Below are 13,015 nucleotides of genomic sequence, written 5' to 3'. Positions count from 1 at the left end.
TCCGTCAGCGCGGTCCCTCGGTGCCCCACGCGTCGAGTGCGGTTTCGAGTTCGGGGACCGATTTCGCCCGCGACTGTAGGGACTCCCCGTCGCGGTACGCCTCGACGCTCGCCCGGAGCGCGCGTGCGCCGGCTTCAGTTCCGTCTGGGTGGCCGTGGATACCGCCGCCCGCCTGAACCATGATATCTGGACCGAGCGCGTCGAGTAACTGATCGACGATCCCCGGATGCAGCCCGCCGGAGGCGACCGGGAGGACGTCGTTGAGCCCGTACAGGTCCGATCGAAGCCAGGCGTTGATCCCCGCCGTGTCCTCGTTTTCGAGCTTTCCGAGTCCGGCCGTACCGGTGTGAATGTGGTCGACGCCCGCCAGCCGGGCGAACTGGGCGAGACAGCGCATCGAGACGCCGTGCTGTGGGAGGCGATCGAAGGCGGCGTGCATCGCGCGGTGGGCGTGGATCGCCACGCCGAGGTCCTCGGTCCGCCGACGAACCGTCTGCAGGGCGCTCCAGCCGGCCGTGACGATGTCGACCATCACGAAGGAGCCGCCGTGGTCGGCGACGAACTCGGCGCGTCGAACCATTTCGTCCGTCTCGGCGGTGATGTTTATCAGGTACTCCTTTCGCTCGCCGGTTTCATCCTCTGCGCGGTCCCTCGCCTCGAGCGATTCGACGACCCGCTGTTCGAAGGGATTGAACGACTGGTCCGTGAGGTTCTCGTCGTCTTTTAGGAGGTCGACGCCGCCGACCCACGCCTCGTAACCGACCTGTGCGTGCTCGGCGGTCGACAGCCCGACCTTCGGCTTCGGGACGGTGGCGAGCGGCGGTCGATCCGCGGCGTCGAGCAGTTCGCTCCGGACGCCGGAGCCGAACTGCGGACCGGGGAACGACTGGACGAGCGCTTCGGGCCACGCACAGTCGAGCAACCGGATCGTCTCGACCGCCTTCATGCCCAAGATGTTCCCGGCGATACAGGAGAGGATCTGCGGGAGACTCCCCTCTTCGAACAGTTCGAGCGGGTACGCGACGCGGACGTCGAACCCGTGTTCGCCGACGCCGGAGATGTCGAACGCAGTCGCGGAGTATCGCCGGACGTCCGAATCGGGCGACAGCGCCGCCCACGTCCCGTTCGAGCTCTCGGAGGCGACCCGCGCCGCCGCGTCGGCCGCGGACAATCCCGCACCCGGAACCAGACGGAACGCGCACACGAGGTTGTCCTCGGTCGGTTCGTACGACTCGTCGAGGAAGTCGTCGTACTCCATAAGCTAGGTGTTCGTCGCGCGGCGTCTTAAATTCGCCCCGGCCGTCGTCGGCGACCGGAACCGGGCCAACTGACGTCGGCCCGAGCGGGCTACTCCGTCTCGATCTTCGCGTAGCTCCTGTAGCTCATCGTCGATCCGTCGACGATGACCATGTCGGCACCGTGTTGCTGTTCGTGGGGCGGGTTCTCCCCGACGGCTTCCAGTTCGACGTCTCCGTACTCGTAGGGTGTGGTTTGTTCTACCATGTATACCCGTCCGCCCCCGTCGTATATAAATCCTTGCTAGACATTACCAATCTATACCGGTGAAAGAAACGGGGTCCTCTTGCGGACAACCGCGCGGCGTATGATAACTGCCCATCCCTGCCATGCAACATATGCCACGAACTATTATTACATTAATGTTGTTGGCCGATGGCGATCGAAGAGTCGATGAAACGACGGTCGGTTCTCGGCTGCGATCCAGCGACGACGCCCTCGATCGACGCCCCGAGGGCACTCACAAAACTGCGCATCGATCGCGTCCAGAAGCTCGTGTTTGGCGTGGGGTTTATCCGGACGGCTGTGCGTGTATATCACCGCTCAACGCCGCTAGTGGAACCCGCGCCCCACGTCCTCCTCGATGAGATCGTCGAGTTCGCTCGAGAGGAGCGCTTCGGCTTCCTCGAAGGTGTCCGAGAGCTGGTCGAGTCGGGCCGGGCGATCGTACATGTCGTACTCCATCGGCCCGAACGCCGGGCTATCGAGGGCGTCCATCACGTCCTCGAAGAGCGCGTCTCCCGTGGTCGGCGCGTCGGCGTGCGTTTCGAGGACGGTTTCGAGTCGCTTGGCGCGCGCTTTCGCCTCGTCGGAGTCTCCGACGCCACGGTTGACGCCGAAGCGGCCGGCGCTGTCGGCTTCGGGGAACAGCGGCTCGAGGTCGTCGTCGATTTTTCGAGCGACGCGCGAGCCGACGCCCTGAACCTCGTAGGGGTTCTTCGCGAAGGTCTTGAGCTGGAAGACGCCGACCGAGGGGTGGCCGATGAACAGATCTTCGCCGACGCCACCGCGTCGGTCCCCGGACACGGCTCGCCAGTCGCTTGATTCGGCGCCCGATTCTACGACGTCTTCGAGTATGTCCTGCCAGTCGCGGACGCGCATACCCCTTATTTCGGCGAGAGGAAAAAGAAGGTATCGGGTTTTGAGAGGGGATGACCGACAGCGTTTTTCTCCCGAGGACGCTCGGGTAGGATAGACGTGAATCTGCGTGGACCGGTCCTCGAAGTGGGGGAGTCCCGAACGGTCGAGACGAGTCGCGGAACGAGCGATCTCGCCGAGGTCACGCTTCGTCCCGAACGCGGCGCGGGCGATCCGATTCGGCTGACGCTGTGGGGCAAGTGGACCGAAACCGCGACAGTCCTCGAACCGGGGATGGAACTGCTCGCCACGGACCTCCAAGAGCGGGAGTTCAACGGCGAAACGCAGTACTCGACGACCGGCGCGTCCGCGGTCGTCGTCGAACCGGACTTCCTCGTCGACGTGACCGACGTTCGCGGCTGGGTCCAGTGTCCGCGGATCTACTATCTGAACAAGATCACGGGGCTCCCGCTCAAGTACCCCGTGGTCAAGGGGACCGTCGTCCACGACGTGTTCGGCGACCTGCTCCGCGGCCGGGATATCGACGACAGCATCGACGAGCGGGTGTCGGAGGCGGCGCTCGATCTCGGGTTGCTCGGCGAGACGGCCGACGGCGTCGCCGACGACGTCAGACAGAACGCCGCAGCGATCGAGGGGTGGCTCCAGCAGGGCCGCTTCGGCGAGGACTCGTGGCGCTCCGAGCAGACGCTCATCTCCGAGCGGTTCGGGATCAAGGGCCGGGCCGATGCCGTTCGTCGGGGGATGCCGGTCGAACTGAAGACGGGCAAGAACCTCAAGCGCGACCCGCGATTCCACGACAAGGTGCAGGCGACCTGCTACGCCCTGCTGTTGGCTGACGACATAGAGAGCGCGCCCGGTACGGGGACGCTGTTGTACACGAAGAATACGGCGCTGGATAGAAGCGACGCTTCCGGCGACCTCTCACCGGCCAAGGAGTTCTCGATCGGTCCCGGCTTCTTGAAGTACGTCCTCCGGGTGCGAAACGAGATCGCCGCCGCCGAGTACGACCTGTCGGTGCCGACGGGGTTCGAGGCCGGGGCGAACTGCGAGTACTGCTTCGAGCGCGACACGTGCATGGTCGTCGCCGGACGACTCGGGCAGGAGTCGAAGGCCGGACAGATGGGCCGGCCGCTACCCGAGGAGGAACGGGCGTACTTCGAGCGGTTCTACCGGGCGATCGAGGAGGAACGGCGCGAGGTCCACGCACAGTATCGGAAGCTCTGGGAGCAATCGCCCAGGGAACGGGCCGACGACGACCGGGCGCTGGTCGACCTCGAACCGGTCGACAGAACGCCGATCTCGGGCGGGCGCTGGGAGCTTCGCGCGCGCCGAACCACGGACGCGGTCTCGAAGCTTCGGGAGGGCGACCGCGCCCTCGCGAGCGACGGCCACCCGACGCGGGGGATGGCCGAGCTCGCGACGATCACGGAACTCGGCGAGGAGATCGTCGTCGTCGCCGACGAGCCGATCGAACTGCGTCGGCTGGATCAGTATCCATCGGAGATCGGCGTCGATCGCCAGCTGACCGCGTTGCACGACGCGATACTCACCGGGGACGCCGATCGAAAGGATGTGCTCTTCGACCGACGCGAGCCGTCGTTTTCCGGCGACCGCCGTGAGTACATCGACAACAACGAGGCCCAGAACGCCGCGGTCAACGCCGCGGTCACCGCGGACGACTTCGCGCTGATCCACGGCCCGCCGGGGACCGGGAAGACGTACACGCTCGCGCGAACCGTACGAGCGCTCGTCGAGCGCGGCGACCGGGTGTTGCTCTCGGCGTTCACCAACCGCGCCGTCGACAACGCCGTCGAGGCGCTCGAATCGCAGGGGTTCTCCGACGTGGTCCGGTGGGGCTCGGAGACGGGCGTCCGCGAGGACATGCAAAAGTACCGGCTCGAACGAACCGGTGACCCCGAGGAGCGCGCCGCGGCGCTATCGAACGCGGACGTAATCGCTGCGACGACCGCCGCGTGCGGCTCGCGGGTGCTCAAGTCCCAGTCGTTCGACGTCGCGGTCGTCGACGAAGCGGGCCAGCTTACCGAACCCGGAACCTTCCTCCCGACGACGCTCTCCGAGCGGTTCGTCCTGGTCGGCGACCACCAACAGCTCCCACCGGTCGTCAGGGCCGAGAACGACCTCCGACGATCGCTGTTCGAACGTCTGATCGAACAGGCCCCCGAGGCGGCGGTGATGCTCGACCGGCAGTACCGGATGAGCCAGCGCGTGCAATACTTTTCGAGTCAGGAGTTCTACGACGGGGAGTTGCGCCCCGCGAACGCCGAGGTCGCGGCCCAGCGGCTCGCCGACCTCGACGGCGTCGACCCGGACGCGCTTCCGCCCGAGCTATCTGGCGGCGTCGCCTTCGTCGATCCCGACGGAACCGCGACGGGCAATACCAACGCGATCGAGGCCGACCGCGTCGCCTCGATTGTCGAATCGTTCGTCGCTTCGGGCGTCGATCCCGACGACATCGGCGTCATCGCCCCGTTCCGAGCGCAGGTCGCCGAGATTACCCGCCGCCTCTCCGACGCCACCGTCGATACGGTCGATCGGTTTCAGGGCTCCGCGAAGGAGGTCATCGTCATCTCGTTCGTGGCGACCGGGGAGCTAACGAGTCCAATCTTCGATGATTACCGCCGGGTCAACGTCGCGCTCACGAGAGCGAAGAAGGCGCTCGTCCTCGTGGGCGATCGGCGCGCGCTCGAAAGCGTGCCGTTCTACGACCGGATGCTCGAGTGGGCCGATTGAGCGCGCCCGGCGAGGCGAGGCGCGTCACTCTTCGGGACGACCCTTCCAGTCCGGTTCCGTGTCGTCGAGAAACGCCTCGATCCCGGCTTCGGCCTCGTCGCTCATCGAGATGAGCGTGACGGCGTCGTGCATGTAGTCGAGCGCCTCCCGAAAGCCCATCTCCCGCTGGTTGTAGAACGCCTCCTTCCCGAGCGCGATGAGCGCGGGTGAGGGAGAAGTGAGGTCGTCGACGATCGAATCGAGGTTCTCGTCGAACCGATCCGCGGCGACTAGATCCGTGACGAAGCCGATCTCGTGAGCGGTCGCCGCGTCGATGTGCTCGCCCGTGAAAAGCAGTTTGAGCGCCCGCTTTTCGGTGACGGTCCGCATGATCGGAACGAGCGCCTGCGCCGGGAACAGCCCGATCTTCGCCTCGGGCGTGCCGAACGTCGCGTCCTCGCTCGCGACGATCACATCACAGGCGGCGGCGAGCCCCATCCCGCCGGCGAGACAGTACCCCTCGACAGCGGCGACGGTGAGGGCGGCGGTGTCGACCGCGCCCTCGATCAACCGTTTCATCCCCTCGAACTCCCGACGGTGGGTCGTCGCGTCCTCGCCGATGGCCCCCGCCATGGATTCGATGTCGCCGCCGGCGCAAAAGACGCCGTCCGTCCCCCGAACGACGACGACTCGGACGGGGGCCCCGTCGGCGAACTCGAAGACCGAGAGCAGCCCGTCGATCACCAGCTCGCTCAGCGCGTTTCGCCGCTCGGGGCGGTCGATCCGCGCCTGAACGACGAGTTCGTCGGCCGAGAGCCGGACGTCGAGGTGGTCGTTCGAGAGCTCCGTGTGTCGTTCCATGGCGTCACTGGAGAGAGCGGGCGTATCACCGTTACGGAGTGACCAGTCGCCGCCCGGAGACGAACGGCGAAGCCGTGTCATCCAGTAGCGGTAAGTTCGAGCGCTCCGAAGCCGGGCCATGGACGCCGAATCGACCGTCCGAGCGTACTACGACGCACTCCGAACTGGCGACCCGCTGTCGCCGTTTTTCGCCCGCGAGGAGTCGGTCGTGAAGTTCGGGATCGGCGAGCGGCTGACCGGCTATAACGAGGTTCGTGAGGGGCTCACGGCGCAGAGCGAGACGACGACGGACTGGCGAGTCGAGAGTTCGCGGCTCGTCGTGACCGAGCGTGACGAGCACGCGTGGTTCTCCGACGACGTGCTCATGGCGTGGACCGACCTCGAGGACGGGACCGAGTACGAGTTCGACAGCCGGTGGAGCGGGACGATCGAGCGTCGCGCCGAAGCCCAAACGGGCGACGACGGAATCGGTACTCCGTGGCGCTTCGTCGGCATGCACGTCTCCGCGCCCGGAGGGACCCGGTAGTGGTCGACCCGATCACGGACGACGATCGAAGGCAGACGCTCAGATGGGCGAAGGTCGGCGTGGTCCTACTCGTCGGTCTGTCGGCGGGAATGATCTCGATTCAGGGGGGAGCCCCGCTCGAACTCGTCGGCGTGACAGTGCTCGTGGGGCTGCTCGTCGGTGGTGCGCTGGTGTGGTACCTGTTTCCGAGCGCCGAAGATATCGCGCCGGCCGGGGGACATCGCTACCGGCGCTGATCGCCCGAGCGAGAGCGGCGCGAATCCGTATCGATTATAACCGGAGATGTCCACGTGTACGCATGCCACGAGCAGCCGTGGTCGGCGCCGGCATGACGAAGTTCAGCGTTCACGACACACCGATGCAAGAGCTCTTCGACGAGGCCGCCTTCGCGGCGCTCGACGACGCGGGGGTTTCGCCCGGGGATATCGACGCCCTCTACTTCGGGAACGCGATGGGCGGGTCGACGGAGAACGAGACGCACCTCGGCCCGAAGATCGCCGCTCACGTCGGCATGTCCGGGATCCCGGTCCAGCGCTTCGAGGACGCGTGTGCGACCTCCTCGAACGCCTTCAAGAACGCCGTCGAGGCCGTCGAGGCCGGCGTTCACGACGTCGTTCTCGTCGGCGGAACCGAGCGATGTACCCCCAAGACAGGCAAGGACACGCCCGAGATGACGCGGATCTTCGGCTCCGCCTCCCACCGCCAGTACGAACAGCCGACCGGGCTGACGTTCCCCGCCGTCTTCGCGCTGTTGACGAAACGGCACATGCACGTCCACGGGACGACGGAGGAGCAACTCGCTCACGTCGCGGTGAAGAACCACGGAAACGGCGCGTTGAACCCCAACGCTCACTTCGGCAAGGAAGTGACGGTCGAAGAGGCCCTCAACAGCCCCGTGATCGCCGACCCGTTCCGGCTCATGGACTGCTGTCCGTTCTCCGACGGCGCAAGCGCGGTCGTCGTCGTCTCCGAGGACGCCGCCGCGTCCTACGACGCGCCGGTCGACGTCTCTGGCGTCGGCCACGCGACCGACGTGATCCCGATCGGCGACAAGGCGGAGATCGGTGTCACGCAGGCGGCCCGCGACGCGGCCGCACAGGCGTACGAGCAGGCCGACACCACCGCCGACGCGATGGAGTTCGCCGAGGTCCACGACTGCTTCACGGGCGCGGAGATCCTCGCGATCGAAGCGCTCGGCCTCGTCGAGGACGGCCAGGGCGGCGTCGCCGCCGAGGAGGGCCGAACCGCCCGCGACGGCGACATCCCGATCAACCCCTCCGGCGGCCTGAAGGCGAAGGGCCACCCGATCGGCGCGACCGGGACCGCCCAGATCGTCGAGCTCACCGAACAGATCCGTGGCGACGCGGGCGAGCGCCAGCTCGGGGGCGTCGAGCGAGGCGTCGCGCACAACCTCGGCGGCGATTCGGCGACGACCGTCGTCAGCGTCATGGAGGCACGACAATGAGCGATCTGACACACAGAGCGTGGAGCGAGGCCCTCGAAGACGGCGAACTGCTCGGACAAGCGTGCGGCGGCTGCGACGCCACGCTCGGCGCACCGAAGGCGGCGTGCCCGCACTGCGGATCGAGAGAGCTCGAAACAATCGAGCTGCCGACGAGCGGCACCGTCTACACCGAGACGACGATCAACGTCCCGCCGATCGGGATCGACCAGCGCGGCTACCAGGTCGCCGTCGTCCAGCTCGGCGACGCCCGGGTGTTGGGTCGGCTCGTCGATCAGGACGTCGGGATCGGCTCGCGCGTCGGACTCGCCGGCTTCGACGAGGACGACGACGGGTACGTTACGCCGCACTTCAAAGCCGAGTAACGGTCGTAGGGGGTGAGGGGAGGTACAGTTATAATTTTTAATCGCCACCTAAATAGATGAGAGCGAGACGCGGGCTGTATCGCTCACCCTTCGAAACACCTCAAAAATTGATAACTAAATCGAGCCGGTGTTCACGAAACTCGTCGAAGCCACGCGTCTGGGTCGTCCAACTCCGCGTCGGTCGGCAGGTTCTCTTGGCGTTCCCAGACGACGGCGGCCCCGGCGACGCCGCGCTCGTCGGCGACCGCGTCGAAGAAGCCCTTGCCGCGCTCGTACTGGCGGCGTTTCCGCCCGATCCCGAGCAGCCGTCGGATGATCCTCGAGACGGGGCCGACGTTCCCCCGTCGCTCGTCGAGCTTTTCGCGCAGATCGGCGTACTCCTCGTCGAACGCGCGGTCCATGACGAGTTCAGCGTACCCCTCGACGGCGGTCATCGTCACGTTGAGGTCGTCGAGCGCCCGGCGATCGAACCGACCGGCGGCGAGCTCGGAGACGGCGTGTTCCATGCTCGACTCCAGATGCGGTGCGAGCCACGGCGCGCTGTCGAACTCCGCAGCGTGGGCGACCTCGTGAAAGGCGATCCACCGCCGGAATCGATCGTGATCGACGTCGAGAGCGTCGGCGACCGCAACGATGTTGGGGTGGACGAAGTAGAGGCCGTGGTCGTCATCCCCGTCGCCGAGCAACAGCGGGTCGTACTGCCCGAGGACGTTGTTGGCCAGAAAGCCGAGCGTCACGGCCATCGAGCCGGTGTTCGCGGTCCGAGCGAGGGCGGGGGCGAGCGTCACCTGCCCCTCGAGCGGCGCGAGCAGCCGACGGAACGTCTCGATGTTCGCGTCGATCCAGTGGTGTCGGTTCTGGACCTCGATCGTCTCGGGGAGGTCGAAGTCGACGCCCGCCGCGGCCCGGATACTGGCCCTCGCGTCCGCGACGTCGTCGGCGTATCCGTCGCGTTCGGCTGGCGAGAGCGAGAGGTCGCCGGGATCGGTCGCGGCGTGGGCTGCGGCCCCGACGGCGGTCCAGTCGACCGGGCCGTCGCCGTCCGATCCGGCGACGGCGCGGGCGGCGCGAAACAGGTTCACAGGGGAAGTAGCTGACCGCGCGACAAAGCTCTTCCGGCACTCGAACTTGGTGCGGAATCGGCTCGCAGCGGCGGCTGAGCGGGCGGCGTCTAGACGGGAATCGCGTCTTCTTCGTCAACCACGTCGTCCTCCCCGCCCGCGAACACGCGCTTTCGGACGAGGTAGGCGACGGCGACGCTGAAACACAGGCCGATCAAGAGCGCGAGGACCGGCCTCTTCTTCGAACCCGAGGCGGACTCCTCGGCCGGCGGTTCGTCGCTCGCGTCCACGTTCTTTTCGCCGTGGCTGTACGGGGCGTTCGCGGTCAGATCCGAGTTCTCGAAGTGCAGTTCGAGGAAGGTGAACTCGACCATAGCACACGTTCTCTCCGGAGCGTGTTATATCGATCGACGGTTCTCGACAGGTGGGGAGTGATCGCCGCCGAGACGTTCATGTATTCGGGGGCCGACCCCACTGTATGGACGAAACGCAGCGGTCGTTTTTGAGGGATCTTCTCTCGGTATCGACGCCCTCCGGATTCGAGACAGTCGGCCAGCGTCGCTGGCTGTCGTACGTCTCCGAGTACGCCGACGAGACGCGGACGGACGCCTACGGGAACGCCGTCGCCGTCCACGAGGGAGCCCCTGACGGGCCAAGCATCGCCATCACGGGTCACGGCGACGAGATCGGTATGATGGTCAGAGCGATCACCGACGAGGGGTTCTTGCAGCTCTCGCGGATCGGCGGCTCGGACCGGACCGTCACCCGCGGGCAACACGTCACCGTGCACACCGACGACGGGCCGGTCGACGGCGTCATCGGGCAGGTCGCGATCCACCTCCGAAAGTCGGACGACGAGACGTACGACGAGATCGCCGAACAGCACGTCGACATCGGCGTCGAGGAGGGCGACGACGCCCGAGCGCTGGTCGACGTCGGTGACCCGGTGACGCTCAACACCGAGATCACGGAGCTCACCGACGGCCGGCTCGCGGCGCGGGGGATGGACAACCGAGTCGGTACCTGGACGGCCGCGGAGGCGTTTCGACGGGCGGTCGAGACAGATCCTGATGCGACGGTGTACGCGATCTCGACCGTGCAGGAGGAACTCGGCCTGCGGGGCGCGCAGATGGTCGGCTTCGAACTGGAGCCGGACGCCGTCGTCGCGGTCGACGTCACCCACGCGACCGACCACCCGGACTCGCCGAGCGTCCGGGGGAGCGACGTCGAGTTGGGGGGCGGGCCGGTCGTCGCTCGCGGGAGCGCGAACCACCCGGCGATCGTCGACGCCGTCCGGGCGGTGGCGGCCGACTCGGAGATCGACCTCCAGTTGGCGGCCGCGGGGACCCGCACCGGCACCGACGCCGACGCCTTTTACACGTCGCGCGGTGGGATCCCCTCGCTCAACCTGGGGATCCCGAACCGGTACATGCACACGCCCGTCGAGGTCGTCGATCGGGACGATCTCGACTCGGCGGCGGCGCTGCTCGCGGCGACGGCGGTTCGACTCGACGAGTTCGCGCCGTTCGGCGTCGACCTGTAGGGGGAGCGCGACGGGTCGGTGCGTTTATACGGTTCGCGCGTGCCGGTATTTATATGACAAGCCGTCCGCTCGACGTTCTCGAGGAGACGCTCGGAGACGACGTACGCGTCACGCTGAAGGGCGACACCGTGTACGAAGGCGTGCTCTCGGGCTACGACCAGCACATGAACCTCGTGTTGGAGGAGAACGACAACGTAACCATTATCCGCGGCGATAACGTCGTCTCGATACAACCATGACCGGCGCTGGGACCCCAAGCCAAGGGAAGAAGAACAAGACGACGCACGTCAAGTGTCGACGCTGCGGCGAGAAGTCCTACCACTCGAGAAAGAAGGTCTGTGCGTCCTGCGGGTTCGGCAAGACCGCCAAGCGCCGTGGGTACGCCTGGCAGTCCAAGCAGGGCGAATAACGCTTCGATCGTCGATGTTCTCGTTCGACACTCGAACGGAGAGCGGTGCCGCCATCGCTCGCCCCCGATATATGTGCACGAACGTGCATTAATTGACGCTTGTTGATCGTGCCATCACGCACGATGGAGTGGGTTTTTGTCGTTGGACCTCCCACCGCTAGGTATGCCAGACGGGCGGCACTCGGATGGGCCGACGGAGAAATGCGGCGTGGTCGGCGTCTCGTTGGACGGGCGAGACGCGGCACAGCCGCTGTACTACGCGCTGTATGCGCTGCAACACCGGGGACAAGAGTCCGCGGGGATCGTCACCCACGACGGGTTCCAACAGCACAGCCACGTCGAGATGGGGCTGGTCGGCGACGCCTTCGACGAGGAGGATCTGGAGTCGCTGAAGGGGTCGACCGGCGTCGGACACGTCCGCTATCCGACGGCAGGCAGCGTCAACGCCAGTTGCGCGCAGCCGTTCTCGGTGTCGTTCAAATCCGGCTCGCTCGGCTTGAGCCACAACGGCAACCTCGTCAATACCGACGAGCTGCGCGACGAACTCGCCGCGAACGGCCACGCGTTCACGAGCGACGGCGACACCGAGGTGATCGCCCACGATCTCGCGCGAAACCTGCTCGAGGCCGATCTCATTCGGGCGGTCAAGCGAACGATGGACCGGATTCACGGCTCGTACGCGCTCACGATCGCCCACGACGACACGGTCCTCGGCGTCCGCGACCCGCAGGGTAACCGACCGCTCTGTATCGGCGAACTCGACGACGGGTACATCCTCACCTCCGAATCCGCCGCGATCGACGTGCTCGACGGTGAACTCGTCCGCGACGTTCGCCCCGGCGAACTCGTCGTCCTCGACGAAGACGGAGCCGGCTTCGATTCCTACCAGCTCGTCGAACGGGAGCGGACGGCCCACTGCTTCTTCGAGCACGTCTACTTCGCTCGGCCGGACTCGCGCATCGACGGGAGTCTCGTCTACGACGTTCGGCGCGAACTCGGCCGCAAGCTCTGGGAGGAGTCCGGCGTCGAGAGCGATGTCGTGTTGCCGGTTCCGGACTCGGGGCGAGCGTTCGCGTCGGGGTACGCCGAGGCCGCCCAGGCCGACGGCTCGGACGTGGAGTTCGCCGAGGGGCTGATGAAGAACCGCTACGTCGGCCGGACGTTCATCATGCCGACGCAGGACGCCCGCGAGCGCGCCGTCCGGCTCAAGCTCAATCCGATCAAGGACGTCGTCGAGGGGCGAACCGTCACCGTCATCGACGACTCGATCGTCCGCGGAACGACTTCGACGCAGCTCGTCGACCTGCTCAACGACGTGGGGGCCGAGTCGGTCCACATGCGGATCGGCGCGCCCGCGATCGTCGCCCCCTGCTACATGGGGATCGACATGGCGTCGAGGGAGGAACTGATCGCCGCCGGGCGGGACACTGAGGCGATATGTGAGACCGTCGGGGCCGACTCACTCGCGTACCTCTCGATCGACGCCGTCGCCGAGGCGCTCGAAAGGTCGCGAGCCGATCTCTGTCTCGGCTGCGTCACGGGCGAATACCCGTACGACATCGAGGACGAATCGACTGATCGCGAGGTCACCCGGCCCGACATCGGCGACGTGCGCGCGAGCGTCGCGGACGACTGATCGCGGGGGGACAACGTTTGTCCGTGCG

At 66.6% G+C, this 13,015-nt stretch carries 15 protein-coding genes; 9 read left to right on the top strand and 6 right to left on the bottom strand.

All coding sequences use genetic code 11. The features are described from left to right. Positions 1 to 4: 4 nt before the first annotated feature. The 3 genes from rbcL to DM868_RS00545 all read right to left on the bottom strand — a co-directional run bounded on the left by rbcL (position 5) and on the right by DM868_RS00545 (position 2,397). Positions 5 to 1,258 (bottom strand): type III ribulose-bisphosphate carboxylase, encoded by a 1,254-nt coding sequence (gene rbcL / locus DM868_RS00550; protein ID WP_137274903.1) that lies wholly within the window; start codon positions 1,256 to 1,258, stop codon positions 5 to 7. A gap of 89 nt (positions 1,259 to 1,347) precedes the next feature. Then, positions 1,348 to 1,503: a hypothetical protein gene (locus DM868_RS14965; protein WP_170964396.1), complete on the bottom strand. Its 156-nt coding sequence runs from the start codon at positions 1,501 to 1,503 to the stop codon at positions 1,348 to 1,350. 345 nt (positions 1,504 to 1,848) lie between these two features. Next, positions 1,849 to 2,397 carry a hypothetical protein gene (locus DM868_RS00545; RefSeq protein WP_137274901.1) on the bottom strand — a complete coding sequence of 183 codons (549 nt, stop codon included), beginning with the start codon at positions 2,395 to 2,397 and terminating at the stop codon, positions 1,849 to 1,851. A 96-nt stretch (positions 2,398 to 2,493) separates the two neighbouring features. Between DM868_RS00545 and DM868_RS00540 the strand changes: the two genes are divergently transcribed. Next, entirely contained in the window at positions 2,494 to 5,145 is a 2,652-nt protein-coding gene (locus tag DM868_RS00540) for an AAA domain-containing protein (RefSeq protein ID WP_137274899.1), read from the top strand. A gap of 24 nt (positions 5,146 to 5,169) precedes the next feature. On the opposite strand, the gene DM868_RS00535 is transcribed toward DM868_RS00540, so the two are convergent. Then, a complete protein-coding gene (locus DM868_RS00535; RefSeq protein ID WP_137274897.1) occupies positions 5,170 to 5,985 on the bottom strand; it encodes an enoyl-CoA hydratase/isomerase family protein in 816 nt (271 codons plus the stop codon). A 118-nt stretch (positions 5,986 to 6,103) separates the two neighbouring features. Here DM868_RS00535 and DM868_RS00530 point away from each other — a divergent pair, with 118 nt between their 5' ends. The 4 genes from DM868_RS00530 to DM868_RS00515 all read left to right on the top strand — a co-directional run bounded on the left by DM868_RS00530 (position 6,104) and on the right by DM868_RS00515 (position 8,338). Beyond that, positions 6,104 to 6,511, top strand: coding sequence for a nuclear transport factor 2 family protein (locus DM868_RS00530; RefSeq protein WP_137274896.1), 408 nt, complete (start codon positions 6,104 to 6,106; stop codon positions 6,509 to 6,511). Next, positions 6,511 to 6,747: a hypothetical protein gene (locus tag DM868_RS00525; protein WP_137274894.1), complete on the top strand. Its 237-nt coding sequence runs from the start codon at positions 6,511 to 6,513 to the stop codon at positions 6,745 to 6,747. Before DM868_RS00530 ends, DM868_RS00525 begins: the two co-directional genes overlap by 1 nt. A 62-nt stretch (positions 6,748 to 6,809) precedes the next feature. Continuing rightward, entirely contained in the window at positions 6,810 to 7,976 is a 1,167-nt protein-coding gene (locus tag DM868_RS00520) for a thiolase C-terminal domain-containing protein (RefSeq protein ID WP_137274892.1), read from the top strand. Beyond that, positions 7,973 to 8,338: a Zn-ribbon domain-containing OB-fold protein gene (locus DM868_RS00515; protein ID WP_137274890.1), complete on the top strand. Its 366-nt coding sequence runs from the start codon at positions 7,973 to 7,975 to the stop codon at positions 8,336 to 8,338. Before DM868_RS00520 ends, DM868_RS00515 begins: the two co-directional genes overlap by 4 nt. Before the next feature lie 131 nt (positions 8,339 to 8,469). On the opposite strand, the gene DM868_RS00510 is transcribed toward DM868_RS00515, so the two are convergent. Both DM868_RS00510 and DM868_RS00505 read right to left on the bottom strand, forming a co-directional pair. After that, on the bottom strand, positions 8,470 to 9,420 hold the full coding sequence (locus tag DM868_RS00510; protein WP_137274888.1) for a zinc-dependent metalloprotease: 951 nt from the start codon (positions 9,418 to 9,420) through the stop codon (positions 8,470 to 8,472). A gap of 89 nt (positions 9,421 to 9,509) precedes the next feature. Beyond that, the gene (locus DM868_RS00505) at positions 9,510 to 9,773 is read right to left on the bottom strand and encodes a hypothetical protein (protein ID WP_137274886.1); all 264 of its coding nucleotides are present in this window, start codon (positions 9,771 to 9,773) and stop codon (positions 9,510 to 9,512) included. Positions 9,774 to 9,877: 104 nt separating this feature from the next. Between DM868_RS00505 and DM868_RS00500 the strand changes: the two genes are divergently transcribed. The 4 genes from DM868_RS00500 (at position 9,878) to purF (ending at position 12,987) form a co-directional block, all read left to right on the top strand. Continuing rightward, a complete protein-coding gene (locus DM868_RS00500; RefSeq protein WP_137274884.1) occupies positions 9,878 to 10,942 on the top strand; it encodes a M20/M25/M40 family metallo-hydrolase in 1,065 nt (354 codons plus the stop codon). Positions 10,943 to 10,995: 53 nt separating this feature from the next. Then, positions 10,996 to 11,181 (top strand): LSM domain-containing protein, encoded by a 186-nt coding sequence (locus tag DM868_RS00495; RefSeq protein WP_137274883.1) that lies wholly within the window; start codon positions 10,996 to 10,998, stop codon positions 11,179 to 11,181. Further along, a complete protein-coding gene (locus DM868_RS00490) occupies positions 11,178 to 11,351 on the top strand; it encodes a 50S ribosomal protein L37e (protein ID WP_137274881.1) in 174 nt (57 codons plus the stop codon). The genes DM868_RS00495 and DM868_RS00490 overlap by 4 nt, the downstream gene beginning before the upstream one ends. A gap of 163 nt (positions 11,352 to 11,514) precedes the next feature. Then, complete coding sequence (purF, locus tag DM868_RS00485) at positions 11,515 to 12,987, top strand: amidophosphoribosyltransferase (protein ID WP_137274879.1); 1,473 nt, start codon at positions 11,515 to 11,517, stop codon at positions 12,985 to 12,987. Positions 12,988 to 13,015: the final 28 nt, after the last annotated feature.

The sequence above is a fragment of the Natronomonas salsuginis genome (genome assembly GCF_005239135.1).
Taxonomy (GTDB): Archaea; Halobacteriota; Halobacteria; order Halobacteriales; family Haloarculaceae; genus Natronomonas; species Natronomonas salsuginis.
The sequence above is the reverse complement of the archived record's forward strand: the minus strand, read 5'-3'. Positions and strand labels throughout refer to the sequence as shown.

Coding starts and splice junctions, on each gene's coding strand:
- DM868_RS00505 (WP_137274886.1), bottom strand. CDS start 9,773: ATGGTCGAGTTCACCTTCCTCGAACTGCACTTCGAGAACTCGGATCTG.
- DM868_RS00490 (WP_137274881.1), top strand. CDS start 11,178: ATGACCGGCGCTGGGACCCCAAGCCAAGGGAAGAAGAACAAGACGACG.
- purF (WP_137274879.1), top strand. CDS start 11,515: ATGCCAGACGGGCGGCACTCGGATGGGCCGACGGAGAAATGCGGCGTG.
- DM868_RS00500 (WP_137274884.1), top strand. CDS start 9,878: ATGGACGAAACGCAGCGGTCGTTTTTGAGGGATCTTCTCTCGGTATCG.
- DM868_RS00530 (WP_137274896.1), top strand. CDS start 6,104: ATGGACGCCGAATCGACCGTCCGAGCGTACTACGACGCACTCCGAACT.
- DM868_RS00545 (WP_137274901.1), bottom strand. CDS start 2,397: ATGCGCGTCCGCGACTGGCAGGACATACTCGAAGACGTCGTAGAATCG.
- DM868_RS14965 (WP_170964396.1), bottom strand. CDS start 1,503: ATGGTAGAACAAACCACACCCTACGAGTACGGAGACGTCGAACTGGAA.
- DM868_RS00535 (WP_137274897.1), bottom strand. CDS start 5,985: ATGGAACGACACACGGAGCTCTCGAACGACCACCTCGACGTCCGGCTC.
- rbcL (WP_137274903.1), bottom strand. CDS start 1,258: ATGGAGTACGACGACTTCCTCGACGAGTCGTACGAACCGACCGAGGAC.
- DM868_RS00515 (WP_137274890.1), top strand. CDS start 7,973: ATGAGCGATCTGACACACAGAGCGTGGAGCGAGGCCCTCGAAGACGGC.
- DM868_RS00520 (WP_137274892.1), top strand. CDS start 6,810: ATGCCACGAGCAGCCGTGGTCGGCGCCGGCATGACGAAGTTCAGCGTT.
- DM868_RS00495 (WP_137274883.1), top strand. CDS start 10,996: ATGACAAGCCGTCCGCTCGACGTTCTCGAGGAGACGCTCGGAGACGAC.